We start from the raw sequence: 24,082 nt of genomic DNA, 5'->3' as shown, positions 1-24,082 counted from the left end.
GCTGGGCCCGGTATCCAGAGGAAAGTATTTTAAGGCCAACCTAAAAAGTACAGGGCAAGGGAGAGCCTTCGATGCTATCAAGTGTCACAAATATATCAACCGGTGGTTCCGAGCGATCGTACGAGAGGGCCGGGGGGAACGGCTCCAGCCCGGGGGACGCAAAGCGGGCGACGGACCGATGACCGGACACCGTGAGACGGTTCGTTCGGGGTACAGTTTTCACACCTTCGACGAGGAGTTGGGCAAGGCCATCAGCTTCCGCGAGGTCGACCTCGAACGGGATCTCGGTCGCCTCCACACCTGGTTGAACAGCGATCACGTCCTTCCGTACTGGCAACAGAACGACCCGCTGCCACGGGTTCACGAAACGCTCCGAAAACGTGCGTCGGACCCGCACCAGACGCTCTACATCGGGTATCTCGACCACACGCCGATGAGCTACTGGGAGTCCTACTGGGCCGCCGAGGATCGGATCGGCGAGTACTACGACGCTGATCCGGCGGACCAGGGTGTCCATCTCCTCATCGGTCCCACGGAGTATCTCGGCAAGGGCTACGCGGCTCCGCTGGTGAAAGCGCTGGTCGCCTTCCAGTTCCAGCACCCCGAGACCGAACGCATCGTCACGGAGCCGGACATCCGAAACGAGACGGTGATTCACGTCTTCGAGAAATGCGGCTTCGAGCCCCAAGGGGAGGTCGAGTTGCCCGATAAGACCGGTCTGTTGATGTTCTGCACGCGCGAGCGGTTCGAGGGGGAGATCGGATGACCGACGCGGAATACGACCTCGTGGGCGTCGGGATCGGCCCATTCAACCTCGGATTGGCGGCGCTCTTGGATGAAGCCCCGGTCGACCTCGACGCTCGATTCCTCGAGCAGAACCCGGAGTTCAACTGGCACGAGGACACGCTGATAGCCGGTACGACCCTCGAAGTTCCGTTCCTGGCGGATCTGGTCACGATGGTCGATCCGACGAACCGGTACAGTTACCTCAACTACCTCCACGAGGTGAACCGTCTCTATGACTTTTATTTCTACGAGGAGTTCTTCATTCCCCGCCGGGAGTACAACGCGTACTGCCGATGGGTGGCCGATTCGCTCGAAACGCTTCAGTTTGACCGCCGCGTCACCGACATCACCGAGCGAGCGGGCGTCTTCGAAGTCACGACCGTCCATCCGGGAACAGGAAATCAGGAGTCCTACACCGCGGAGAACGTGGTCGTCGGCATTGGGACCAGCCCACACGTCCCCGAACAGTTCGAGGACTCTCTTGGGGGGGACGTCTTTCACTCCGCTTCGTATCTGAGCCACCGTGAGCGCTGTCTGGACGCCGGTTCGGTCACCGTCGTCGGCTCCGGTCAGAGCGCGGCCGAGGTGTTTCGCGACCTCCTCGAACGCCAACCGGACAACGCCTACAGCCTCGACTGGATCACCCGCTCGCCGGGGTTCTACCAGATGATCGACGGCAAACTCGGGCACATGGTATACACCCCCGAGTACACCGACTACTTCTATGACCTGCCACAGGACACGAAAGACGAACTGCTCGGCGAGCAGGACCTCGTCTACAAGGGCATCGACAAGGGGACCAGCGCGAAGATATACGACCTCCTCTACGAGCAATCGATCGGAGCCACGGAGCTCGACGTGGGGCTACTGGCCGCGACGGAGGTGATGGCCATCGGCGGGGTCGACTCCGAACCGGACACCTATCAGTTGCTCTGTGAGCAGTACGAAGAGGAGGAACGATTCGTCCATACGAGCGACATTGTCGTTCTGGCGACCGGGTATTGTCGCGACGATCCGCCGTTTCTCGCGCCGTTAGAGGACGACATCCGGCGCGACGAGTTGGGTCGCCTCTCGGTCACCGGCGACTACCGGCTCCGGACCGATTTGGACGGCCGTATCTTCGTTCAGAACGCGGAGATGCACACACACGGCGTCAACACACCGGACCTGGGTCTGGGACCACACCGGAACGCCGTGATACTCAATCGACTCGCCGGCACCGACGTGTACGACACGAGCCCCGCGGAGACGTTCCAGAGCTTCACGGTCAGCGAGTTCATCGCCGAACGCGGCGGCCGACGACTGACCGAGTCACCGCCCGAAGCGGGGAGATCCAACTAACGATGGTCGGTCTCTCGGGGGTCGTCGGAACGGACGCGGCGGAACACGATCCCGAAACGATCCCGCCGACCGTGGCGGGCGGCGAAACCGACACGGCATATCGTGACGCGAATATCGCCGTCCATGCGGCGTTTCACGCCGGAACGACGGTAGACCAGCCGGTCGAGACCGCCGGCGGGAGCCTCCTTTGGGTCTGGGGCGAGGTCTACAGCGTCACGGACGACCGCCGGGGTCGACGGACGGTCGACCCGAACCGGACCGCCGACGTGTGCGCGGCGGAGTACGCGGAACACGGCACCGACTTCGTCTCGCGTCTCGACGGCGAGTTCGTCGGCTGTATCTACGACCCGACGGCCGATACGGCTACGTTTTTCATCGATCGCCTCGGCGCGAGGCCGCTGTATTTCGCCGTCGGCGACGATCGATTCGCGTTCTCGACGAACGTCCAGACGGTGCCGGAGCCCCCGGACGTCGGGTTCGGGTTCGACGACGCGTTCCTTTCGGAGTACCTCTACGCTCGGCGCGTCTTCGGCACGAAAACGCCGGTTTCGGGGATCGAACAGCTTCCCCCCGCGACGGTCCTGACGTACGACCTCGGGACGGGAGCGATCGACCACCACCAGTACTGGGAACCACGATACCGGCCCGTTTCCAAGCCGTTCGACTACTTCGTCCGGGAGTTCGCCGACCGTTTCGAGCGCGCTGTCGCGGATCGGACCGCCGACGAGGGCGACCACGGGCTGCTGTTGAGCGGTGGCAGCGACTCCCGGGCGGTCCTCGCCGCCGCGGACGCTCCGCTCACAACCTTCCATCTGGGTGACGGGCCCAACCGGGAGGCGAAGATCGCCCGACGGTCGGCGGCGACCGCGGGAGCGTCGTTCGACCGCCTCGATCGGGGACCCGACTACCACGCCAGACTTCTCGAGCGCGCCGCGCCGATCATGGAGTTCATCGGCCCGTTTCACACCGGTCACGCGCTCGGATTCGCCGAGCGGATCGCTGGGGAGGTCGATACCCTCCTGACCGGGCTCTACAGCGACGACCTCTTCGGCGCCTGGAGCGTCCCACAACAGGAGATCGACTTGCCCTTCGGCGTCACGCTGTACCCGCCGTTCGTCGACCGACCGACGAGCGGTGAGGAGTTCGTCGCCGCACAACTCGAAGCCGGGCCGACCCGACAGCCCCCGTACCTGACGGGGCCCCCATACGGGGACGTGCTACGGGCGAACCTCCGCACCCGGGACGGTCGCGTCGACTTCCACGGCGTCGCCTACGAGTCGATCACCCAGCTGGCGATGAACTCCTCGCTGTTCCCCATCACGAACGGCATCGGCTTCGACCTCTACAGCGCGCTGCAAATCGCCCCGACCCGCAACCCCTTCCTCGACCGGCGCCTGGTCGACCTCCACCTCTCGATGCCGCTGCGATACCGACTCCGCCACGACCTGGTGTACGCGGGCATCCGATCGCTCAGCCCGGCTCTGGCTCGCATACCCCACTCTTCGACGCGACTCCCTCTCTCCTATCCGAAAGCGGCACACGTCGTCGGGACACGGGTGTCGAACCAGTTTGACAAGCTCGACCGACCGCGGTCCTATCGAACCGGGGGTCCGTGGCAGGACAAAAACGAGGTGATCCGCCAGCACGACCTCGTCGGCGACGCGCTCGACGCGAACGAGGACACTCTCGACTCCCTGTCGTGTATCGACCCGCAGGCGGCCCGTGAGATGTACCGGAGCCACCGATCCCGTGAGATGAACGTCGCAGAGGAGCTCTACCGGCTGGTGACCGTCCTCGAGATGCCGCTCACGAAACGGCTCGTCGGACGGGAGCAGGGATGAAGACGAGCGTCGTCGTTCCGGTTTACAACGACCCCGACGGGCTTTCGACCACCGTCGAATCGCTCCTCGATCAGCGGGCGACGGACTACGAAGTCGTCGTCGCGGACAACGGCTCGACCGACCGGACGACTGCGGTCGCCCGGTCGTTCGCTGAGTCCGACCGCGTTCGTCACGTCATCGAGGACGACGTGCAGAGTTCGTACGCCGCGCGCAACGCCGGTATCGAGGCCGCCACCGGTGACGTTATCGGTTTCGTCGACGCGGATATGTGGGTCGAAGACGACTACGTCTCGTCGATCACGCGGGCGATGGCGGGCCGGGCGTATCTGGGGTGTGACGTCGACCTCGTCGCCGGTAGCGGGATCGTCTCGCGCTATCGACAAGCCAGCGGTTTCCCGATCGAGAAATACGTCACGGAAGACCACTTCGCCCCGACGTGCTGTCTGGTCGTTCGCCGGCGTCTCCTCGATGAGATCGGCCCGTTCGACGCTCGGCTCGTCTCGAACGGGGACCTGGAGTTCGGTCGCCGAGCCCACGAGGCGGGGTTCGCGGTGCACTACGAGCCGACCATCACGCTACATCATCCGGCCCGCTCGACGCTCCGTGACGTCATCGCACAGAACGTCCGTATCGGCCGCGGCCGGGAGCAGATACGACGGTATCACGGCGATCGATTCGAGGTTCGGGGGGTGTTCGAGCCACGGAACTACCTCCCGGTCGACCCGTTTCGGTTCCGCGAATCGCTCGTCGAGCGACCCGAACGGCGATCCGATCTCCTCCTGTGGTATCTCCTCGCCTGTCTGCAGAAGTGGGCTCGGACCGCGGGCTACTTACGACAGCGCCGTGCGGACTCGCCTCACTCCGTCGGATACCACGGCAGTGCGTGACCGGCGACGAGGTCGACGGACACCGGTTGGCCGACCTCGAAGCTCTCGACATGGTTGTGAAGGCAGTGGATCGTATCGCCGCCGGTCGTCTCGACCCGGTACACGAACGACGGACCCTGATACTGCCGGCGAGTGATCCGTCCGTGAGCAGTCCCCTCAGTCGGCGTCGCCCGCAAGTCATCGGGGCGAACGAGGACGTCGACGGCCGTCTCCCGGGACGGATCCATGTCCGTGATCCGGTCGAGGTCGATCCGGCCGAGATCGGTCGCGAGAGCGCTTCCATCGACCCTACCCGAGAGGAACCCGGCCCGTCCGAGAAACGACGCGACGAACCGCGATGCTGGACGCTCGAAGACTTCCTCGGGGCGACCGGTCTGCTGGAGTCGCCCGTCGTTCATGATGCCGACGCGGTCGGCGACCGACAGCGCTTCCTCCTGATCGTGGGTGACCCAGATGGCCGTGACGCCCGTTTCGTCGATGATCCGCCGGATCTCCTCGCGCATCGAGACCCGGAGGCTCACGTCGAGATTGGAGAGGGGCTCGTCCAAGAGGAGGACGTCGGGTTCGGGCGCGAGCGAGCGCGCGAGCGCGATGCGCTGCTTCTGGCCTCCCGAGAGCTCACCGGGATAGTCCTCACCGTGGTCCGCCAGGTCGACGAGGGCGAGCAACTCGTCGATGCGTTCCCGTTTCGCCTCCTCGCTGCGATCGGTCAGTCCGAACCCGACGTTCTCGGCGGCGGTCATGTGGGGAAACAGGGCGAAGTCCTGAAACACGAGTCCGATACCGCGCTCCTCAGCGGGAACGAAGGTGTCGCCCTCGGGGTCGGCGATGACCTCTTCGCGCAGTGTGATGCTGCCGGCGTCGGGCCGTTCGAGACCGCCGACCAACCGCAGAGTCGTCGTCTTCCCACAGCCCGAGGGGCCGAGAAGCGTGAGGATCTCACCGTCGCCGACCGTCAGCGAGAGGTCTTCGACTGCGGTCTCGGAGACGTACGAGCGGACGACCCCGTCCAGTTCGAGAACGGTTCGCCCCTCCGGACCGGGGTTCGTTTCGGCGGACGTGGTGGTCGGTTCGGCCGGGTCGAGGACGCGTTCGTCGTGGGTGTTACTTGTCATGGGTTAGTCCTCCTGTGAGAGAATGACGACCATCGAGAGTGCGGAGACGACGATGAGCGCGAGCGCGGGCACGGCAACGGCGCCGTAGTCCCCGCTCTCGCGAAGCCCCCAGATGTACGTGACGAGCGTCTCGAATCCCGTCGGATGGAGCAACAGCGTCGCGGGGAGTTCCTTCATCGTCGTGAGAAAGACGAGCGCGCTCCCACCGATCACGCCCGGCGCGATCAGCGGCAGCGTGATCCGGCGGAACGCCGCCGACCGGGAGCGCCCGAGCGTTCGTGCGGCCTCGGTGAGGCTCCGGTCGACGCGCCGGACCGACGAGCGGGTCGCGCCGACGGCCTGCGGGAGGAATCGAACGACGTACGCGAAGATCAACAGCGGAAGCGTCTGATAGAGCCCCGGTGCGATGTTGCTCCCGAGAAGCGTCTCGGAGACCCCGCCCGCGGTCGCTTCGTACCAGACGCCGAAGAACACGAGCGCCAGCCCGAGGACGATCCCCGGCATCGCGTAGCCGATATACGTCGCGCGGTCGAACAGCTCCGCGAGCCCGGAGCGGTATCGTGCGGCGAGATACGCGATCGGGACGGCGGCGACCGCACAGACGAGCGCCGCCGCCAACGATACCTTCACCGAGTTGATCGCAAAGCCCATCCGGAACCCTGAGGCGATCCGCGTGGCGCCCTCGGGAGTGCGGACCAGCCACTGGAGCAGGATTCCGATCGGGAGGACGAGACTCAGACAGACGACAAGCGAGCAGAATCCGAGCGCGGGCGCTTTCCACCTCCCGAGGGGGACCATCGTATCGCTCTTCTCGTTCGGACTGGTCCCGACGTACGCCCCTTGCGTCGAGTCGCCGATCCGCGAGTCGATCGCGAGGATCACCGCCGTGATCGCGAGCAACTGGAGGGAGAGCAACGCCGCGGTTTCACGCCCGAACGCGTTGTACTCGACGTAGATGACGCGCGTGAACACGTCGAGGCGCATCAGCGACGGCGTCCCGAAGTCCGAGAGGGCGTAGAGTGCGACCAGAAGCGCCCCCGACGTGACCCCCGGGAGCAGCTGTGGGAGCGTTACCCGCCTGAACGCCTCCCACCGCGACGTCCCGAGGGTTCGGGCGGCCTCGACGAGCCCCTGGTCGAAGGATAGCAGCGACGCCCGCGTCGTGATGAACACGTACGGATACGTATACAGCGTGAGGACGAGTGTCGTTCCCCAGAACCCGTAGATCGAAGGGATCGACTCGATCCCGAGCGGTGCGAGCGCGTCGGCGAACTCCCCGCTGGGCCCGAACGCCATGACGAACGTGAAGGCGCCGAGATAGCTCGGGATCACCAGCGGTAACGCCACCGCGATGGTCCAAAACCGGCGGAAGGGCAGGTCGGTCCGCACCGTCAGGAAGGCAAGCGGAACGCCGAGGAGGATCGAGGCACCGGTGACGGCGGCGACGAGACCGAGGCTCGTCAGCAGGATCTCGACCGTCGTCGGACGCGCAAGGATCGAGCGCGCGTACTCCGTATCGACCTGGAGGACCCGCATGACGATCCAGACGAGCGGCGAGAGCACCGCGGCGGCGATCGCGCCGCTCAGCAGCGTCAACCCGATCGGGTGGCTGTTCTCTCCCTCCCGATCGAACGGTTGGATCAGTTTCTCGACGGCGGACATGCTACAGCGCGCCGACCTCACGGAGCAGCTGGAGGGTCGGCTCGATGTCCGAAAGCTCCGCGAGATTGAGGTCCGGCGGGTTCAGTTCGTCGATCGTCGGCAGATCGCCGATCGGCGGGACCCCCGGAAGGAGCGGGTACTCGTAGCCCCGCGTCCCGAGGAACTCCTGGGCCTCGATGCTGAGCAGGTGATGGATGAAGTCCGCCGCGAGTTCCTCCTCGTCGGTTCCCTGGATGATCTCCGTCCCCGAACAGTTGATGAGTGCGCCGGCGTCGCCCTGGGTAAAGGCGAGGTCCAGGGGGGCGTCCGGACGCTCCTCGTACACCAGTCGCGAGTAGTAGTGGTTCGAAAAGCCCGCACTGAGTTCGCCGCTCGCGACCGTGTTCGCGACGACCAGCTCGTTGTCGTAGGTCTGGATCCCCTGGTCTAGCATTCCATTCAGCCACTGTCGCGTCTCCTCTTCGCCGTTGATGAGCCGCATCGCCGTGACGAACGACTGGAACGCCCCGTATGTGGGCGCCCACCCCATCGCGTCCTGGAACCGCTCGTCCTCGGCGAACGCCATAATGTCGTTCGGAACGTCCTCGGCGTCGAACTCGTTCGTGTTGTAGGGGATGCTCCGCGCACGTCCCATGATCCCGACCCACTGGTCGGTCGGGTGGAACGTGTCCGGGACCCCCGAGACGACCCGCTCGGGGAGTTCGACGGTCGCGTCGTTGGAGGCGACGATGCCGATCGAGCCCGCGTCGATCGCCCAGAAGACGTCCGCCGAACTCGACCCAGCAGTCGCCTCCTCGATGATCGTATTGGCCAGCTGTGCCGACGGCCCGGAACGGATGGAGACCGAAAACTCCTCGTAGGCGGACTGGAGCCGCTGCATGAGGCTCTGATACAGTCCCCCCTCGCCCCCACCGAGATAGACGGTCAGCTCGCCGCTGAGATCGGGCAGATCCAGCATCGAGATGCCCGTGTACTCGCTGGGGCGGTCCTGAACGAGCGGCCCGTCTCCACGCCAATCGTCGATGTTGAAGAGTTCGTCCTCCGTGTACGTCTTTTCTTCCGGGCCCGACTCCGTCGAGTTCGACTCGTTTGTCTCCTCGTCATCGCTCCCGTTCCCGCCACCGCTTCCGTTGCCGTCGCCGCTACTGTCCCCGTCGTCCCCATCGTTCCCGCCACCGCTCGTACATCCCGCCACGGCGAGTACCCCGGCTACCGAACCCGCCCGCTTCAAGAACTCGCGGCGACCATCGAACAACCGCGTCGGCCCTTGGGCCCCTTGTCCGTCGTTTCGCTTGTCCATACCTCTCCGTTTTTTTGGTAGACCTAAAATCTTTATATCTTCACGAGAGAGACGACGTACGGGTCCCTCCACGAACCGAGAAACCGTTATCGAAGGATCGAAGACGGGAAACCCACATCTTTTTATTTTAGGTGGACCTAAAAACAGTAGTGACCGGATCGTTTCAGCGTTCGGCGGACGGACGAGGGCGGACCACCGCGTTCTGTGTTCGAGGGCAGCGACGCCTGCGGCCGGCGCGAGGACGTCTCTCGAAGCAACTGCCTGCTATTTCGAGGATAGCACACGCCCGATAGTGACGATGCGTCCCGAACAGCTGTACCGCTTGCTGGGGGTCGTCGGAACGGCCGCGGCCACTACCCTTGCCGTCCTCTCGGGAAACTCCATCCGGATACAGGCCGTCCTCGCCGCTCTCCCAGTGGTCGGGCGCACCCCGTCCGTTTCGCTTGCCCCGTCCTCGCTCGCGCTCGTACTCGCCGTAACGATCGTCATAACGACGATCGCCATGCAACCGCTGTACAAGCCACGCTCGCGGCGCATCCTCGATACGATAGCCGCGACGTTGCGTTCGGTATCGCTCGCTGTCCTCCTTCTCGCGACCCTGGGCTATCTGGGGTTCCCGTATCGACTCCCGCGAACGACGCTGCTGTTCGTGACGGTCCTTCTCGGATTCGGGCTCTCTACGTGGTTCGTCGCCTTGCAGCACCGATATCTCGACGGGAACGGCCGGACGCTCATCATCGGAACCGATCCCGAACGGATCGAGGCCGCGAGCCACCGTACCACCGATCCCGTCGTGGGATATGCGTCGCCGATCCACGCCAGCAGCGCCACCGGGGAGCGAGTCAACACCGATGGCGGATACGGGGCTGTCGGATCGAACGGTCGGGAGTACGAGTATTTGGTCGGCCTTTCACGACTGGAGGAGATCCTGGAGGAGTCGAACATCGGGACCGTCATCCCGATCCTGGCTCAGGCCGACCGAGCCGAGTTCTTCGGTGTGCTCAAAACCTGCCATCAGTACGGGGTGAACGTAGCGGTGCCGGACGGGTACGGGGACAGCGTGCTCCTCAGCGAGGACCGGGACGTGAGCACGCAGCGAACGCCCGGCTTCGCCAGTATCGACCTCCAGCCGTGGGACCTTCAGGACCGGCTCTGCAAACGCGTGTTCGACGTCCTGTTCGCCGCTATCACCCTGCTGGTCATCTTACCGTCCGTGTGTCTCATCGCGATCGCCATCAAACTCGACAGCCCGGGACCCGTTCTCTACAGACAGGAACGGACGGCGCTTTTCGGCGGGACGTTCCACGTCTATAAGTTCCGGAGCATGCTCCCCGAGAGCGAAGCGACGACGCCCGGAGCGGACGCGGATCGGATCACCCGCGTCGGTCGGTTCCTTCGGCGATCCCATCTGGACGAGATCCCGCAACTCTGGTCCATACTCCGTGGCGATATGAGCGTCGTCGGCCCGCGTGCGGCTTGGACCGCCGAGGAGGCCCACCTCCTCGAAGAGACCCGGACGTGGCGCAAACGGTGGTTCGTGAAACCGGGGTTGACCGGACTCGCCCAGATCAACGACGCCTCAAGCGAGACTCCCGAGGAGAAGGTACGGTGGGATCTGACGTACATCCGAAAACAGTCCTTCCGGTTCGACCTGAAGATCATCGTCCGTCAACTCTGGCGGATCCTCACGGACGTCGCGTCGATAATCACGTCCGGAACCCGCCGATGAGGCCGCCCCGATGACCGACCGATCGCCCGTATCGCGGCGATCCTCAGCGAGACCAGCTGGTTCGATCAGCGATCGTCGGTACGGTCCGAGAGCTGATACCGGACGAGTCGTGTCGATGGCGAGTCATCCCCTCGCCCGCGATTCAGGGTTTCTGCCGGTTGTCGCCGGCGAGTACTTACGTCCTGATCGGTTAGTTAGTAGAAGAGTGACATCAGAATGACTTCGATACGAGTGACGGAGTTAACGAAACGGTTCGGCGACCTCACCGCAGTCGACGGACTCTCCTTTACCGTCGAGGACGGCGAGATATTCGGGCTGCTCGGCCCGAACGGCGCGGGAAAATCGACGCTCATCAACATGCTCGTGACGCTCCTGCGCCCGAGCGCAGGCACGGCGACGGTCAACGGCTACGACATCGTCGAGGAAACCGGCGGCGTCCGAAACAGCCTCGGGATCGTCTTCCAGGAGCCGGCGCTCGACGAGGAACTCACCGGCGAGGAGAACCTCGCGTTCCACTCGCGACTGTACGGCCAGTCGAAGGCCGTCCGTAAGGAGCGCATCGACGAGATCCTCGAGTTGGTCGGGCTGCGCGAGCAGCGCGACGACCCCGTCGGCACGTACTCGGGCGGGATGAAACGTCGTCTGGAGATCGGTCGCGGACTGTTGCACGAGCCGGCCGTGTTGTTCCTCGACGAGCCGACGGTCGGGCTCGACGCACGCACCCGCCGCGACACCTGGGAATACATCCAGCGGATGAACGAGCGGACGGGCGTCTCGGTCGTGCTGACGACCCACTACATCGAGGAGGCAGAACAGCTCTGTGACCGCGTCGCCATCGTCGACGACGGACGGATCGCCGCCCTCGATTCGCCGAACGCGCTCACGTCCGCGCTCGGCGGCGACGTCGTGGCCCTCGACGTCGAGGGACCCATCGCGGAGCTTCGCACCCGGCTGGACGACTGTCCGTGGGTGAGCGCACATACCGAGACGGACGCCGGCGTTCGCGTCACGGTCGAGCGCGGGGACGCGCGGATAGCCGATCTCGTGCGACTGGCCGACGGTGCCGGCGTGACGATCACTGCCGTCGATATCCACAAGCCGAACCTCGAAACGGTCTTCCTCTCGGTCACGGGGACGACGCTCGCCGAGAGCGGATCCAACGTGTCGGCGGACGGCTCAGCAGACGACACCGGCCGACCCGTTCGGGTCGCGGCGACGGGGGACGACGAATGAGTGCGACTAGGTCCGAGACGGAACCCGAAACCGGGCCCGAGCGCCGACTCGCGAGAACCATCCCGCTCGTCGATCCACAGAGCATCTACGCGCTCTGGCTGCGCGACGTCAAGCGGTTCCTCCGCACGCCCTCACGGATCGTCGGCTCGATCGCGATGCCGCTTCTGTTCCTCGTCTTCCTCGGTTTCGGCTTCAGCGGTGCCGCGATTCCCGGGCTCCCCGACGGCGTCGATTACCTCCAGTATCTCGTCCCCGGGATGGTCGGCTTCACGATGCTGTTCGGGGCGTCCTTCGCCGGGATGTCGATCCTCTCGGATCAGGACGTGGGGTTCCTCAAGGAGATCCTCGTCGCCCCGGTCAGCCGGACGTCGATCGTCCTCGGACGGATCGCCGGCGGCTCGACGACGGCGCTCGTCCAGGCGACCCTCATCCTGCTGGTCTCGATCCCGCTCGGGTTCCGGATCACCAGCCCGCTGTTGGCCCCGCTGGCGGCCGTCTTCCTCGTGTTGATCGCGATCACGTTCGTCGGGTTCGGCGTCGCACTTGCCTCCCAGTTCAGCGACAGCGAGGGATTCGGCCTGATCATCCAGTTCGTTATATTCCCCCTCTTCTTCCTCTCGGGTGCGATCTACCCGATCGCGAGTCTGCCGACCCCCGTTCAGCTACTCGCCTTCATCAACCCGCTGACGTACGGCGTCGACGGTCTGCGGGCGGTTCTCGTGGGCACGTCGGCGTACCCGCTCGTCGTGGACTTCGGCGCGCTCGCGGTCTCGTCGGCCCTGATGGTCGGTATCGGTACGTACCTCTTCGAACGCGTCGAAGCTGTCTGAATGCGTTCGAGTATCTGCCGTTCTGAATTCCCTGCTCACGCGACGTCGAAAACCGTCGGGGAGGTGTTCGAACTCGCGGCCCCGTCGAAGAAGCGGCATCGCCTATACCCTCGCTCACGAACGTCTACCAGATGGGCTATCACACGTTCGACGCGACGAACGCGGATCGACTGGAGAACGCGGCCGAGCGGTACCGATACCTCTCGCGCGAGGAGCTCGTCGGAACGCTCGAACCGACCGACACGGACGTCGTCGCCGATCTCGGCAGCGGGACCGGATTTTACACCGACGACGTTGCCCCGCACGTCGGGCAGGTCTACGCGGTCGACGTGCAGGACGCGATGCACGAGGCGTACCGCGAGAAGGGCGTTCCGCCGAACGTCGAGTTGGTCACGAGCGACGTCGCGGACCTCCCGTTCGAGGCGAACCAGCTCGACGGGGCGTTCTCGACGATGACCTACCACGAGTTCGCGAGCGACGACTCGATCGACGAGCTCGCACGCACTCTCCGCCCCGGCGGTCGACTCGTGCTGGTCGATTGGTCCGCCGACGGGCCCGGCGAGAGCGGCCCGCCGACGGACGAGCGCTATACAGCGGGTGATGTAGTGACCGCGCTCGACGACGGCAACTTCGAGATCGATACGGCGACGACGAGGGTGGAGACGTTCGTCGTGGTCGGCATCGTCCGATGAAAACCGATACCCTATAGCACGATATGATTTCGTTCCGAACGCGCCCGTCGATCGAGATGCGGCTGTCGAGCCGGGAAACCGACTGTGTAGCTGATGCCACCGACCTGCGACTCCATCGACCGTGACGGTACCGTCGTAGCACTACGCGCTCGTTTTCGAGCGATATCGAGCGGTTTTGACCGGGGTTCCGATCGACTCCATTCGCGTTCACAAGCGGAAAACCGAGCGTGAGACAGTGGTTTTTATACTCCGAACGAACAGTCACGTCTGTAGTAGATCATGGTTCTCAGAGGTATTCTCGACGCCGACTCCCCCGATGAACTATCGCGCCATCAACGACTTCTCATCCTGTATTCCGTCGGATTGGTGGCGGTTATTCTCCTCTATACGCTCCTGTACAACACCGGGATGCGGACGCTGGAGGGCGAACCACACACGATCTTCCGCTCGTTCCAGACGGTCGTCGAGACGATGACGACGACTGGCTACGGTGCCGACTCCCCGTGGTCGACGCCCTGGATGAACGTGTTCGTCGTCCTAATGCAGCTTTCGGGGATCGCGATCGGCTTTTTCACGCTTCGATTGCTCGTCATCCCCCTGTTCGAGCGGACGTCCTTTGATCTGGCAAGCCGCCTGACGTCGAAGGACGATCACGTCGTCATCTGTGAATACCGACGCGACAGCGGCACCCTTCTCGACGAACTCGAACGCCTCGGGATCGATTACGTGCTGATCGACTCGGACGACGAGGAGGCTCAACGACTCTCCGACGACGGCTATCAGGTGATCAACGGCGATCCCGAGGAGGCTGCGACGCTCGAACGCGCTATGATCGACGACGCGGCCCTGGTGATCACGGACGCGGGTGACCGCAACGCCAGTATCGTTCTCACGGCGCTGGATCTCAATCCCGATCTGCGAATGGTGAGTCTGACCGAATCCGCGAGCCAGAACCGCGCACTCACCGAGATCGGCGTCGACACCGTCGTTTCGCCCCACTCGCTCATCGGACAACGACTGGCGCATAAGGCCACCGCGGCGGTCGAAGTCTCCGAGGGAACGTCCATCGGCGAGGACATCGAGATCAGGGAACTTCTCGTTCGTCACGAAAGCCCGATCCATGGTACTGCGGTGCGCGAGACGCCGTTTTTCACCCATCCGAATCTCACGCTGATCGCCGGCTGGTTCGAAGGGGAACTTCGGCTCCCGCCGGCTCCGACAGATCGCCTCACGAGAAACACGGTATTGCTCGTGGCCGGTCCGCCGGACGTCATCGACGAGGTCCGCACGGAGGTCTCGGGGATTCGCTCCTCGCGCGGTCACACGAACGTCGTCGTTGCCGGCTATGGGGAGGGCGGTCAAGCCGCTATCGACACGCTGTCGAACGACGTGTCGATCACGACGATCGATCACGAGGACCACGAGGGGGTCGATGTCGTCGGTGACGTAGGCGACCCCGAGACATTACTCGCGGCGGGAATCGAGGACGCGACGGCACTGATCGTTACCGTCGACGACGACGCGACCGCACTGCTGACGATCGCCCTCGCGCGCTCGCTTACCGACGGGATCGAGATACTCGTGCGGGTGACCAGCGACGAGAAGGTCCACACTGCATTCAATGCCGGCGCCGACTACGTACTATCGATCCAACAGGCAACTGCGCGGCTGCTCGCCCGCGAGATCTACGGCGAGGACGTCGTCTCGCCGCTGGGTCAGATCCGACTCGTCCGCACGGATGCGGCCTCGTTTACCGATCAAACGATCGAGGAGGCCAATGCGGAGGCCGAAACCGGGTGGGTAATCGTCGGTGTCGAGCACGATGGAACGATGCAGACGGATGAGACGACTCGAATCGCAACCGACGATACCGTCCTCGTCGCGGGGACGGACACGATGATCCAGAAGTTCGAACAGGAGACGGCCGGATCCTGACTTCACACCCGCCATATCAGGTGAACCTCGCTTGCTCCCCTCTCAGATGAGACTGTTTCGCGTGACTCGTTTCGAGAGACCGGAGTGTTATGTAGTTGCCTTCTCTATAACCGTCGGAGAGCACACTCGGGGTTGGCAAATGAGAGGCCCACACATCAGGAATCCGAAATCACTATGGGACATCTTAGCTGTGCTCCTCGCCTATGTCCTCCTCGAGTATCTCGTGTTGCAGATAACTGGTGAGTTGCTCATCAGGCAGGAACTCGTCGTCGTTGGAATCGCCGTCATCGTGTGGGTGATCTGGGCGAGCCTTCGAATTCTCGACCGTTCGTTTTAGGACTTTAGACGCTTCGTTCCGGGGATTAGAGAAGACAGATCGCTACTAGTGATACCGGAGTGGCGAATCGGGCTTCGTCTCCAAGTAGTAACGATAAAGGTCCGTTCTAAACAGAGGGACCGTAGGCACGCGTGCCGATCCTTCGTAGCCGTGCAACGCGATCGGCCATGACCACCGTGAATCCACTGATGAGACAGTATTCGGACGTACTACGAGGAGAATGAATATCCACGTCGATTACAGAGCGTCTTTGAGTCTGGTTGGGACCGTTCTCAAATATATCGCGGTAGCGCTGGTGTTCCCGATTACGGTTGCGGTGTTCTATCGTGAGAGCGTCATCCCCTTCGTGACGACGATTCTCATAGCCGTTCTGATCGGGACGGCACTCGAGCACCTCGACCCCGATCCGGACCTGGGTCACCGTGAGGGGTTCCTCCTCATCGGGCTCACCTGGCTGGCGGTCCCGTTTTTGGGCACTCTCCCGTATCTCATCGCCGGCGAAGGGGCGGTTGCTCAGCCCGCCAACGCCCTGTTCGAGTCGATGAGTGGATTTACGACGACTGGTGCGACCGTTCTCGGAGACATCTCGTTCGAGACACATTCGCACTCGATGTTGATGTGGCGTCAGCTGACCCAGTGGCTCGGCGGTATGGGTATCATCGTCCTCATGGTCGCCATCTTGCCCCAACTCTCCGTCGGTGGTGCCCAACTCGTCAGACACGAGGCCCCCGGGTTCGGAATCGACAAGCTCAAACCACACATCAGCGAGACGGCACGGGCGCTCTGGATGATCTATTTCGGATTCACCGCTGTGGTCTGTCTCCTGTATTACGGGCTGCATCTCGTCGGGCTCGCCCCACAGATGGACCTGTACAATGCGGTTGCCCACGCCCTCACCACCCTTCCGACCGGCGGGTTCTCCCCGGAGGCGAGAAGTGTCGAAGCGTTCTCGCCGGCCATTCAATGGATTGCGATGCCCTCTATGATCATCGCCGGGACGAACTTCGCCCTGCTCTGGTATGCCATCCGAGGACAGCCTCGGCGATTACTCACGAACAGTGAATTCCGGCTCTATCTCGGTGCAATGGGCGTTCTCGGCGCGTTTATCGGCCTGCTTCTGTTCGTCGATGTAGGCCTTGTGCAATCGCCCGCCGAGGTTCCGATGATTCCGGGCGACGCTGAACACTCGCTGCGACAGGCGCTGTTCCAGGTGGTCGCGATCGTCACCACGACCGGCTATGCCAGTATGGACTTCAACACGTGGAGCCCAATCACACAGACCCTGCTTCTGTTCGCGATGTTTCTGGGGGGATCGGCCGGCTCCGCCGCCGGATCGATCAAGATCGTTCGCTGGTACGTGATCGGGCGCTCGGCGAAGCGAGAACTATTCAACACCGTTCATCCGGAAGCGATCCAGCCGATTCGCATGGGCGGGAGAGTTCTCGATGAGAGTACGATCCGTGGTATCTTCGTGCTAGCATTCTCGTTTTTCGTCATCTTCGCGATATCGACGGTTGTACTATTCCTTGATGCGACGCAAACGGGGATGTCACTCACCACTCTCGAAGCGATGAGCGCCGCGATGGCGACGCTCGGGAACATCGGCCCCGGATTCGGAGCCGTTGGACCGATGGACAGCTATCTGTCGTTCTCGACGCCAGCGAAACTCTATATGGTGTTTCTCATGTGGATCGGACGACTGGAGATCCTCTCCGTCGTCGTCCTGTTGACCCCCTCGTACTGGCGAAGCTGACGGTGGCCCTGTTCGAAACGACACTGTCCTCCCGTTCCACGCAGCCCTTTACCGTTCATGGCCACTCGGCTACGTTCACCATCCGGGACTGGCGATCGCCTCGAACCGCCGGACGAAGCTCACCCGAGCCAGTGCCACACGAGTATTCCCGTGAGGGCGATGAGTAACCCGAACACTAGCAGGCCGATCGCTGTGTAGATGAGCCGCGAGCGTTCGGCCCGACGGTCGGCGTAGTACTCGGACCGACTCATTCCCGGTTGGTTCCGACGGGGCTGCCACTCATCGGCCACCCCCCGAACCCGCTTCCCTCCTCCCCTCCGCCCCCTGTGAATCCATCGAATATCACCGTGTGTGCATTTACTGATGACACTACAGGTACTAACCCCTATTGATTCGATGTGGACGGGATGGACCCTCGTCAACCCTCATCGGTCGGTGATCAAAGGGTGGCAGGCGGACCCTATCGCTCGTTTTCGCCTCGTCGACTCGACGTGCGGTCGGGATCTCAGAACCGGTCCGGTCGCAGCGACGGGGCCTCGCCGATCTCGAGGACGCCCACTCGGTACGCTCCGAGATAGACGAGCAGGGCCCCGAAAAACGTCGCCGGCGTCAATGCGAGATGCCACGGGATCGAACCCGTCGCGTCGTACCCCGCCGCATCGAGCGCGTTGCCGAGCCCGTTCAAGGCGGACAACACGGCGGGATGGACGACGTAGATTCCGACGGCGTAGTGCCCCCAAGCCGGCAGCGGCGTGGCGTTCCCGAGGTTCGGTTTCGAAAGGAGAAACGCGAACAGTCCGATCGTGAGCAGTGCGGTCGTGATCGTATAGCTCGCCGTATAGACCCCCTGCTGGAACGTCTCCCCCGTCAGTACGTACCCGAGAACGTACCGTTCGCCGAGATGGAGCGCCCCGAACAGAAGGGTCGCGGAGAGATAGCGCGCGCTTCGGTCGGCTCGTGGCTGCCAGCCGGACGAGTAGATGTGATACCCGAGGCCGGTATAGAAGAACCCGAAGAACAGCGCGTCCCTGGTCGGAAACGCCACGTCGACGAACATCGTGTAGCTCGTCCCAAGCAGGCCGACGACGTGGAGGACGAGTGCCACCGGCAGGACGTATCCATCCGCGCCGACTTCCACGAAGACGTAGATGAGCGCAAGCGAGAACGCGAGCGCCGGGAGAAACCAGAGGATCTCGGAGACGGAATCACCGTAGTATACCAATTCGAGTGGCGATACGAACTCGACCGACCGGGCGGCGACGTTCGATACGAGGCTCTCCCCGTCGACGCTGGCACGAACAGCCGTTCTCGTGAGAAATACCGGAACCGAGAGCAGCAACCCGAACACGTAAAACGACGAGATGGTCGCTATTCGTCGGGCGAGATACCGCGTTGGATCGCGCTCAGCGATCTTGAGCGCGAAGAAATAGCCGGCGGTCACGAAAAAGAACGGCACCGCGAACCGCGCGGAGGTATCGATGACGAAATTGACGACGTTGCCGTACGCGCCGACGCCTCTGAACGGATCCGTGTGGATCATGACGATGAACGCCATCGCGACGATCCGCATCGAGTCGATGCTGTAGATACGACCCCCCATCTCCTCAACGAAGCCCCCTTTCGACTATCGACCTTTCGGATCCGTCGGATACTCCTTCGATCCTCGGGCACTGACTCTTCCGTACCCCGTTCATATGCCGATAGAATCATCCCTGATCAGAAAATACAATATATTATACAAATTTAATACTGATTACTTATATAATAGCAATAACGAGATACGAAAGCCCGTTACTGAAGTCCAATCAGAGTAAAATACATACATAAGTAATATTATGTATTCGGCCGTATTCAGACGTTTTCAGAATCATATTCAGACGTGAAATCAAAATCAACGGTTTAGACTGCGGGTAGTAAAGCGCCAAGGGCGTCCAGACGGAATGAGGCACTCAGCTATGCAGAAGAAACTCAGTCGACGACGGTTTGTTGAAGCGGCAGGTGCAGCGAGCGTCTTCGCGCTCGCCGGTTGTACAAACAACGACTCCGAGGGTAACGGAGACGGTGAGGAGAACGACTCCGAGAACGACTCCGAAGGCCTCGGTGAGGAGAACGGTTCCGAGATGGAGAACGATTCCGAGATGGAGAACGACTCCGAGAACGATTCCGAGGGCCTCGGCAACGACTCCGAGATGGAGAACGACTCCGAGAACGATTCCGAGGGCCTCGGCAACGACTCCGAGATGGAGAACGACTCCGAAGAGGACCTCTGAAGTCGGGACGTTCCGTTCCCCGTGATTCGCATTCCGTTTTTTTATCCTTCCCGAGAAGCTACGTGTGTAGACTCGCTATTTCGCTGGTCCGTTCACGTGTGACGCGCCTGTTGAGGAGCGACGTTCTCCGAACGCGGACCATCGGGGAGTTACATCACGCGAAACACGCGTATCGTGTCCCGTGACGTGGGCTCGCGTATCAACTGGACGAACCCCCGATTGGTAAAGACCGTCTTCCAGTCGCGGTGATACAGGGGGAACTCGTCGTCGACGTAGCTGACGGGCGTCTCCGCCCGACCGCGCGTCGGTCCGTTCCCCTCGTTTTCCGCTGTCACGAGCAGGTCGTCCGTGATGCGGGCGAACTCCTCGAACACCCACTCGTCGTCCGGGTGGATGTGCTGGAGCGTCTCGACCGAGTAGACGACGTCGAACGCGTCGTCGTCGAACTCCGGAAGGTGGGTTTCGATGGCGCCAGTATGAAACGTCCCCGCGTTCGCGAGGCGTGGGTACTGTTCGGCCATCACTGAAAACGAGTCGCCGTTGATGTCGATCCCAGTGAGGTTCCCGAAGCCCCGCTCCAGCAGGTACGCCAAATGGCGGCCCGACCCGCATCCCACTTCGAGGATCGCGGCGGAGTCATCCACGTAGTGTGTGAGCACGTCAGCGAGCGTCTCGCTCACCTCGTTCGGTCCGAGCTGGGCGTAGTACTCCGGTGAGAACCGTCCGGATCGGTCGGCCCAATCCTGACGAACATCGTCCGGGCGCATGGATCGTTCCACGTGCGTGTACAGTATATACTGCGCGAAACGACGAGCCGAGTATCCCGTTGCGAACCACCGGACTGAGTCCAATTCTTTCCGAGGAACATCTAGTTTCCATCCGAAGTAGAAAACGAACATCCTATAATAAGTCCAATTATCTTCCTATTACTACCAATTACGATCTATTAGTGCCCAAACTACTATATACTTCGGCGTCAATGTCGTGATATAGCATGTCCAAATCCGACCCGGGATGCGGCGCGATCGTTTCCCACCCCGTTCCACCGGAACCGAACCGTCATCGCTGGTACGTGCTTCGATACCTCGGTGCCTGTACCTACCCCGCCTCCGTCGACGAACTCGCCGAGCGAATCGCCCCGCGGGTGGGTGGCGATCCAGCGACTGTCGCGGAGACGATCCGGGAGCGCGACCTTCCGGCGCTGGCCGACTGCGGGGCCATCGAGTACGACGCCGAGTCACGACTGGCGTGTCTCCCGGAACAGCGGAACTCGGTTGCGGACTGTGCCCGCCAAGCACTCGTCACGGGAACGGTCTCCCACCATCGACCGCCGCGGCTCGACTGGCTTCCGGTCGAGGAATCAGATCCCGGCGACGTCGTCCTCACGAGGTCCTGAGCGCTATCGTCGGTTTCGACCGTAGCGTCGGCTCGAAACGAGTCGACGAACCGAACGTCTCCCTCGGATACGGTGGCCCGTACGATTCCTCGTTCGTTTTGTAGCTGCTCGACGAAGACGACGTATGAGCCAGTTCATCGACGGCGACTCGACGGTGCTTCTGACCGGCGCCACGAGCGGGATCGGTGCCGTTTCGGCCCGCAAACTCGCATCACGGGGGGCGACCGTCGCGATCGTCGGACGAGATGCCGACCGGGGGAACCGACTCGCCGAGGACCTCTCGGAATCGACGACCGGGTCGGTCGCGTTCCATCGGGCCGACCTCGCGACCCAGGACGCGGTCCGGGAACTGGCGGCCGAGATCACACGCGCGTATGACCACCTCGACGTGCTCGCCCACAACGCCGGACTCTCGACGCCGGACCGCACCATCACCGACGACGGCGTCGAACTGACGTTCGCGGTCAACCACCTCGCGCCGTACCTGCTCACGCACGATTTCATGGACCTGCTCCGCGAGAGCGACCGTGCGCGTGTCGTCATAACCGCCTCCGGAGTCCATTCCCGCGGGGAACTGGATTTCGAGGATCTCCGACTGGAGCGCGACTACAGCGCGATCGACGCCTATGCCCGCTCGAAACTGGCGAACGTCGCGTTCACTCTCGAACTCGCCGATCGCCTCGAAACCGTCGATGACGCCATCGTCGCGAACTGTTTTCATCCGGGATTCATCCCTTCGACGGGACTGTTTCGGGGCGCGTCGCTCCCCACGCGGTTGTTCGTCCGCCTCGCGTCGCTCGCTCCCGGTATCGGCACGACGGTCGAGGCGGGGGCCGACCGACTCGTCGAACTCGCAACCGGTACGGAGTACGCGGAACGCTCGGGCCAGTACGTCAGCGACGACGGACCGACGGATCCGGCACCGGTCGCATCCGAGCCCGAGTTCCGAGAGCGCCTCTGGCGCGTCAGCGCCGACATCGTCGGGATCGAACCCGACTGGCCTTGAGCGCTTGCGTGAGGCGGTCGTGACTGGGCCCCTCGTGGCCGCCTCGTCTCTCCAGTCGAGACCGACCTACCTCGTTGCGATGCGTTCCTCTCGATTTATTGAAGTAACACCTATTTAGTTACGAAAATAAAAACATGCAAGTAATATCTCATGGGACGATCACGACACACGATTATACTCCTTCTCGTCTGTTTCACCGTACTGATGGCCGGTTGTGCCGGCTGGGGGACGGACGGACCAGCCGATACTGACGATCCCGCCTCCGATGGGGAGGGGGAACTCGAAGACGCTGACAGCGGAGACGACCAGGCCGGGGCCGGCGTCGTAGCGGGTGCGGACGGGGCGGACGGTGAGGGATCCTCCTCGAACGGTAGTGCTGGTACCGGCGAGTCGGGGACCGATACCACCGGCAACGACGCGTCCGATGAGACCTCCGACGACGAGGGATCGTCCGAATCGGCTGTCGACAATTCGGACGACGAAGCGACGTCGAGCGACGTCAGCACCGATGCGGACGGTGGGACCGACGAGTCCCGGAACGGTGGCGAACAGAACGATACCGACGACAGCGATGCCGGCGAGGACGGTTCCGATGGGACCGACGAGACGGACGGGAACGACACGACAGACGACGGCGACGAAGACGTTCGATCCGACGAGGGGAGCGGGGACGACGGCACCGAGATGCACTCCCTTCAAACTACCATCGAAGTCGTCGACGAGGACGGCAACCCGATCGAGGGCGAGACCATCACCGCGTGGGCCGTTGGCGCGACCGATACCGCCGACGAGTACACCACCGACGAGGACGGCCGGGTCGTCCTCGAGGGACAGAGCTCCGATCCGACGGACGTGATCGAGATGATCGTCCAGGTCGGCGACGAGGAGCGATCGGTCTTCCTCGAGGAAGGCGAGTCGACCGAGACGGTCACCGTCTCCGGTGACGAGACACACACGCTCACGGTATACGCAGAGGACGTCGTGACCGGCGAGCCCGCGACTGACGCCACCTACCGCCTTCAGCAGGACAACGAGACCATCGGCGAGGACCGCTCCGGCGAGATGGCCACGTTCGAAGGCCTCGAAGACGGCGAGTACGAACTGCTGGTCTACCAAACGGGCGGCGATTGGGGCTACAGCGAGACGATCGCTATCGACGGCGACGACCTCGAGCACACCGTCGAAGTCGACCGCTTTCACGTCTACTGGGCGACCGTCGAAGCAACCGTGGTCGACGGGAGCGGCGATCCCGTCGAAGGCGAGACGGTGACGTTCAACGGGCAGGCCACCCCGACGGACGAGAACGGCACCGCGCTCTACGATCGCCAGTTCCACTACGCCGAGGAGACCGAAGTGACCGTCGAGTACGACGATAGATCCGAAACGTTCGTCTTCGACAACGAAACGACGGCGACCCAGTCGGTGACGTTCGAGACCGGAACCGAGGACGAACAGCCGTCGCTCGCCGTGAGTGCCTGATCGCGCTCCGGTCCCCGTTCGTACTCCCGTTGTCCCTCGTGGGCGCGGCGTCCTGACAGATCTATATTAGGGACATATTATGACATACTATCTAATCGAACTATATATGGGTGGCGTTTATACACCAGAACGGGTTCGTTACAGACAGGACGATGAGCACGACCCGATCCAACTACGATCACGGCACAACCACCGACCCACTCCCGACATCTCTCGAGTCGAGCAACTCGAAGCTCGTCTACCTTTACATGAGCACCCGCGAGGAGGCGACCGTTACCGAGCTTCGGTCGACGCTGGATATGAAACAGCTCTCGCTGTTTCCCGTCCTTCGGACGCTCGAAAGCGAGGGGCTGGTCACGCGCACCGGCGAGACAGTCTCCCTCGTTGCCTGAGCCGACCCGTTTCGTGGTTCTCCTCCTACAGGCGGGCTCCCGGAATGTTCCTCCTATTCTGCCGACGAACGCGCGCCTTTACCCCTGACGGCTCTAGA

At 62.9% G+C, this 24,082-nt stretch carries 22 protein-coding genes; 16 read left to right on the top strand and 6 right to left on the bottom strand.

The window, feature by feature from the left end:
- The first annotated feature begins 178 nt into the window (after positions 1–178).
- From EAO80_RS07565 to EAO80_RS07550, 4 genes are read left to right on the top strand one after another with little or no spacing between them, the layout of a single operon-like run.
- Positions 179–766: a GNAT family N-acetyltransferase gene (locus tag EAO80_RS07565; RefSeq protein WP_122089310.1), complete on the top strand. Its 588-nt coding sequence runs from the start codon at positions 179–181 to the stop codon at positions 764–766.
- Positions 763–2,127: a lysine N(6)-hydroxylase/L-ornithine N(5)-oxygenase family protein gene (locus EAO80_RS07560; RefSeq protein ID WP_122089309.1), complete on the top strand. Its 1,365-nt coding sequence runs from the start codon at positions 763–765 to the stop codon at positions 2,125–2,127. The genes EAO80_RS07565 and EAO80_RS07560 overlap by 4 nt, the downstream gene beginning before the upstream one ends.
- Before the next feature lie 2 nt (positions 2,128–2,129).
- Positions 2,130–3,968, top strand: a complete 1,839-nt coding sequence (locus EAO80_RS07555) for an asparagine synthase-related protein (RefSeq protein ID WP_122089308.1) — start codon at positions 2,130–2,132, stop codon at positions 3,966–3,968.
- Positions 3,965–4,855 carry a glycosyltransferase gene (locus tag EAO80_RS07550; RefSeq protein ID WP_122089307.1) on the top strand — a complete coding sequence of 297 codons (891 nt, stop codon included), beginning with the start codon at positions 3,965–3,967 and terminating at the stop codon, positions 4,853–4,855. Before EAO80_RS07555 ends, EAO80_RS07550 begins: the two co-directional genes overlap by 4 nt.
- Here EAO80_RS07550 and EAO80_RS07545 read toward each other — a convergent pair.
- The 3 genes from EAO80_RS07545 to EAO80_RS07535 are packed head-to-tail and all read right to left on the bottom strand — an operon-like array spanning position 4,825 to position 8,932.
- Positions 4,825–5,970: an ABC transporter ATP-binding protein gene (locus EAO80_RS07545; RefSeq protein WP_122089306.1), complete on the bottom strand. Its 1,146-nt coding sequence runs from the start codon at positions 5,968–5,970 to the stop codon at positions 4,825–4,827. The genes EAO80_RS07550 and EAO80_RS07545 overlap by 31 nt on opposite strands.
- A gap of 3 nt (positions 5,971–5,973) precedes the next feature.
- The gene (locus EAO80_RS07540; protein ID WP_122089305.1) at positions 5,974–7,632 is read right to left on the bottom strand and encodes an ABC transporter permease; all 1,659 of its coding nucleotides are present in this window, start codon (positions 7,630–7,632) and stop codon (positions 5,974–5,976) included.
- Position 7,633: 1 nt separating this feature from the next.
- Positions 7,634–8,932 (bottom strand): extracellular solute-binding protein, encoded by a 1,299-nt coding sequence (locus EAO80_RS07535; protein ID WP_122089304.1) that lies wholly within the window; start codon positions 8,930–8,932, stop codon positions 7,634–7,636.
- A 298-nt stretch (positions 8,933–9,230) separates the two neighbouring features.
- Between EAO80_RS07535 and EAO80_RS07530 the strand changes: the two genes are divergently transcribed.
- From EAO80_RS07530 to EAO80_RS07500, 7 genes are all read left to right on the top strand, one after another.
- Entirely contained in the window at positions 9,231–10,661 is a 1,431-nt protein-coding gene (locus tag EAO80_RS07530; RefSeq protein WP_122089303.1) for a sugar transferase, read from the top strand.
- Positions 10,662–10,877: 216 nt separating this feature from the next.
- Entirely contained in the window at positions 10,878–11,894 is a 1,017-nt protein-coding gene (locus EAO80_RS07525) for an ATP-binding cassette domain-containing protein (RefSeq protein ID WP_122089302.1), read from the top strand.
- A 59-nt stretch (positions 11,895–11,953) separates the two neighbouring features.
- Complete coding sequence (locus EAO80_RS07520) at positions 11,954–12,724, top strand: ABC transporter permease (protein ID WP_122089337.1); 771 nt, start codon at positions 11,954–11,956, stop codon at positions 12,722–12,724.
- Positions 12,725–12,855: 131 nt separating this feature from the next.
- Positions 12,856–13,416 carry a class I SAM-dependent methyltransferase gene (locus EAO80_RS07515; protein ID WP_122089301.1) on the top strand — a complete coding sequence of 187 codons (561 nt, stop codon included), beginning with the start codon at positions 12,856–12,858 and terminating at the stop codon, positions 13,414–13,416.
- A 279-nt stretch (positions 13,417–13,695) separates the two neighbouring features.
- Entirely contained in the window at positions 13,696–15,351 is a 1,656-nt protein-coding gene (locus EAO80_RS07510; RefSeq protein ID WP_394343432.1) for a potassium channel family protein, read from the top strand.
- Positions 15,352–15,490: 139 nt separating this feature from the next.
- Positions 15,491–15,688 carry a hypothetical protein gene (locus tag EAO80_RS07505; RefSeq protein WP_122089300.1) on the top strand — a complete coding sequence of 66 codons (198 nt, stop codon included), beginning with the start codon at positions 15,491–15,493 and terminating at the stop codon, positions 15,686–15,688.
- A 220-nt stretch (positions 15,689–15,908) separates the two neighbouring features.
- Positions 15,909–17,441: a TrkH family potassium uptake protein gene (locus EAO80_RS07500; RefSeq protein ID WP_122089299.1), complete on the top strand. Its 1,533-nt coding sequence runs from the start codon at positions 15,909–15,911 to the stop codon at positions 17,439–17,441.
- A 119-nt stretch (positions 17,442–17,560) separates the two neighbouring features.
- Here EAO80_RS07500 and EAO80_RS20600 read toward each other — a convergent pair whose 3' ends face one another.
- The gene (locus EAO80_RS20600; RefSeq protein WP_281273015.1) at positions 17,561–17,692 is read right to left on the bottom strand and encodes a hypothetical protein; all 132 of its coding nucleotides are present in this window, start codon (positions 17,690–17,692) and stop codon (positions 17,561–17,563) included.
- Positions 17,693–17,946: 254 nt separating this feature from the next.
- Positions 17,947–19,041 carry an acyltransferase gene (locus EAO80_RS07495; protein ID WP_122089298.1) on the bottom strand — a complete coding sequence of 365 codons (1,095 nt, stop codon included), beginning with the start codon at positions 19,039–19,041 and terminating at the stop codon, positions 17,947–17,949.
- A 355-nt stretch (positions 19,042–19,396) separates the two neighbouring features.
- Between EAO80_RS07495 and EAO80_RS07490 the strand changes: the two genes are divergently transcribed.
- Positions 19,397–19,711 carry a hypothetical protein gene (locus EAO80_RS07490; protein ID WP_122089297.1) on the top strand — a complete coding sequence of 105 codons (315 nt, stop codon included), beginning with the start codon at positions 19,397–19,399 and terminating at the stop codon, positions 19,709–19,711.
- A gap of 149 nt (positions 19,712–19,860) precedes the next feature.
- Here the strand turns inward: EAO80_RS07490 and EAO80_RS07485 are convergent, their stop codons facing one another.
- Positions 19,861–20,478 (bottom strand): class I SAM-dependent methyltransferase, encoded by a 618-nt coding sequence (locus EAO80_RS07485; protein WP_122089296.1) that lies wholly within the window; start codon positions 20,476–20,478, stop codon positions 19,861–19,863.
- A 227-nt stretch (positions 20,479–20,705) separates the two neighbouring features.
- Here EAO80_RS07485 and EAO80_RS07480 point away from each other — a divergent pair, with 227 nt between their 5' ends.
- The 4 genes from EAO80_RS07480 to EAO80_RS07465 all read left to right on the top strand — a co-directional run bounded on the left by EAO80_RS07480 (position 20,706) and on the right by EAO80_RS07465 (position 23,984).
- Entirely contained in the window at positions 20,706–21,107 is a 402-nt protein-coding gene (locus EAO80_RS07480; RefSeq protein WP_122089295.1) for a DUF7344 domain-containing protein, read from the top strand.
- Positions 21,108–21,231: 124 nt separating this feature from the next.
- Entirely contained in the window at positions 21,232–22,113 is an 882-nt protein-coding gene (locus EAO80_RS07475; protein WP_122089294.1) for an SDR family NAD(P)-dependent oxidoreductase, read from the top strand.
- A gap of 204 nt (positions 22,114–22,317) precedes the next feature.
- Positions 22,318–23,592, top strand: coding sequence for a hypothetical protein (locus EAO80_RS07470; protein WP_122089293.1), 1,275 nt, complete (start codon positions 22,318–22,320; stop codon positions 23,590–23,592).
- Between the two features lie 152 nt (positions 23,593–23,744).
- Positions 23,745–23,984, top strand: a complete 240-nt coding sequence (locus EAO80_RS07465) for a TrmB family transcriptional regulator (RefSeq protein WP_122089292.1) — start codon at positions 23,745–23,747, stop codon at positions 23,982–23,984.
- Positions 23,985–24,082: the final 98 nt, after the last annotated feature.

This window comes from Halalkalicoccus subterraneus (genome assembly GCF_003697815.1).
Classification (GTDB): domain Archaea; phylum Halobacteriota; class Halobacteria; order Halobacteriales; family Halalkalicoccaceae; genus Halalkalicoccus; species Halalkalicoccus subterraneus.
The sequence above is the reverse complement of the archived record's forward strand: the minus strand, read 5'-3'. Positions and strand labels throughout refer to the sequence as shown.

Excerpts from the sequence above, each read along its gene's own strand:
- EAO80_RS07565 (WP_122089310.1), top strand. The coding sequence starts at position 179 with ATGACCGGACACCGTGAGACGGTTCGTTCGGGGTACAGTTTTCACACC.
- EAO80_RS07560 (WP_122089309.1), top strand. The coding sequence starts at position 763 with ATGACCGACGCGGAATACGACCTCGTGGGCGTCGGGATCGGCCCATTC.
- EAO80_RS07555 (WP_122089308.1), top strand. The coding sequence starts at position 2,130 with ATGGTCGGTCTCTCGGGGGTCGTCGGAACGGACGCGGCGGAACACGAT.
- EAO80_RS07550 (WP_122089307.1), top strand. The coding sequence starts at position 3,965 with ATGAAGACGAGCGTCGTCGTTCCGGTTTACAACGACCCCGACGGGCTT.
- EAO80_RS07545 (WP_122089306.1), bottom strand. The coding sequence starts at position 5,970 with ATGACAAGTAACACCCACGACGAACGCGTCCTCGACCCGGCCGAACCG.
- EAO80_RS07540 (WP_122089305.1), bottom strand. The coding sequence starts at position 7,632 with ATGTCCGCCGTCGAGAAACTGATCCAACCGTTCGATCGGGAGGGAGAG.
- EAO80_RS07535 (WP_122089304.1), bottom strand. The coding sequence starts at position 8,932 with ATGGACAAGCGAAACGACGGACAAGGGGCCCAAGGGCCGACGCGGTTG.
- EAO80_RS07530 (WP_122089303.1), top strand. The coding sequence starts at position 9,231 with ATGCGTCCCGAACAGCTGTACCGCTTGCTGGGGGTCGTCGGAACGGCC.
- EAO80_RS07525 (WP_122089302.1), top strand. The coding sequence starts at position 10,878 with ATGACTTCGATACGAGTGACGGAGTTAACGAAACGGTTCGGCGACCTC.
- EAO80_RS07515 (WP_122089301.1), top strand. The coding sequence starts at position 12,856 with ATGGGCTATCACACGTTCGACGCGACGAACGCGGATCGACTGGAGAAC.
- EAO80_RS07510 (WP_394343432.1), top strand. The coding sequence starts at position 13,696 with ATGGTTCTCAGAGGTATTCTCGACGCCGACTCCCCCGATGAACTATCG.
- EAO80_RS07505 (WP_122089300.1), top strand. The coding sequence starts at position 15,491 with ATGAGAGGCCCACACATCAGGAATCCGAAATCACTATGGGACATCTTA.
- EAO80_RS07500 (WP_122089299.1), top strand. The coding sequence starts at position 15,909 with ATGAATATCCACGTCGATTACAGAGCGTCTTTGAGTCTGGTTGGGACC.
- EAO80_RS20600 (WP_281273015.1), bottom strand. The coding sequence starts at position 17,692 with ATGAGTCGGTCCGAGTACTACGCCGACCGTCGGGCCGAACGCTCGCGG.
- EAO80_RS07495 (WP_122089298.1), bottom strand. The coding sequence starts at position 19,041 with ATGGGGGGTCGTATCTACAGCATCGACTCGATGCGGATCGTCGCGATG.
- EAO80_RS07490 (WP_122089297.1), top strand. The coding sequence starts at position 19,397 with ATGCAGAAGAAACTCAGTCGACGACGGTTTGTTGAAGCGGCAGGTGCA.
- EAO80_RS07485 (WP_122089296.1), bottom strand. The coding sequence starts at position 20,478 with ATGCGCCCGGACGATGTTCGTCAGGATTGGGCCGACCGATCCGGACGG.
- EAO80_RS07480 (WP_122089295.1), top strand. The coding sequence starts at position 20,706 with ATGTCCAAATCCGACCCGGGATGCGGCGCGATCGTTTCCCACCCCGTT.
- EAO80_RS07475 (WP_122089294.1), top strand. The coding sequence starts at position 21,232 with ATGAGCCAGTTCATCGACGGCGACTCGACGGTGCTTCTGACCGGCGCC.
- EAO80_RS07470 (WP_122089293.1), top strand. The coding sequence starts at position 22,318 with ATGGCCGGTTGTGCCGGCTGGGGGACGGACGGACCAGCCGATACTGAC.
- EAO80_RS07465 (WP_122089292.1), top strand. The coding sequence starts at position 23,745 with ATGAGCACGACCCGATCCAACTACGATCACGGCACAACCACCGACCCA.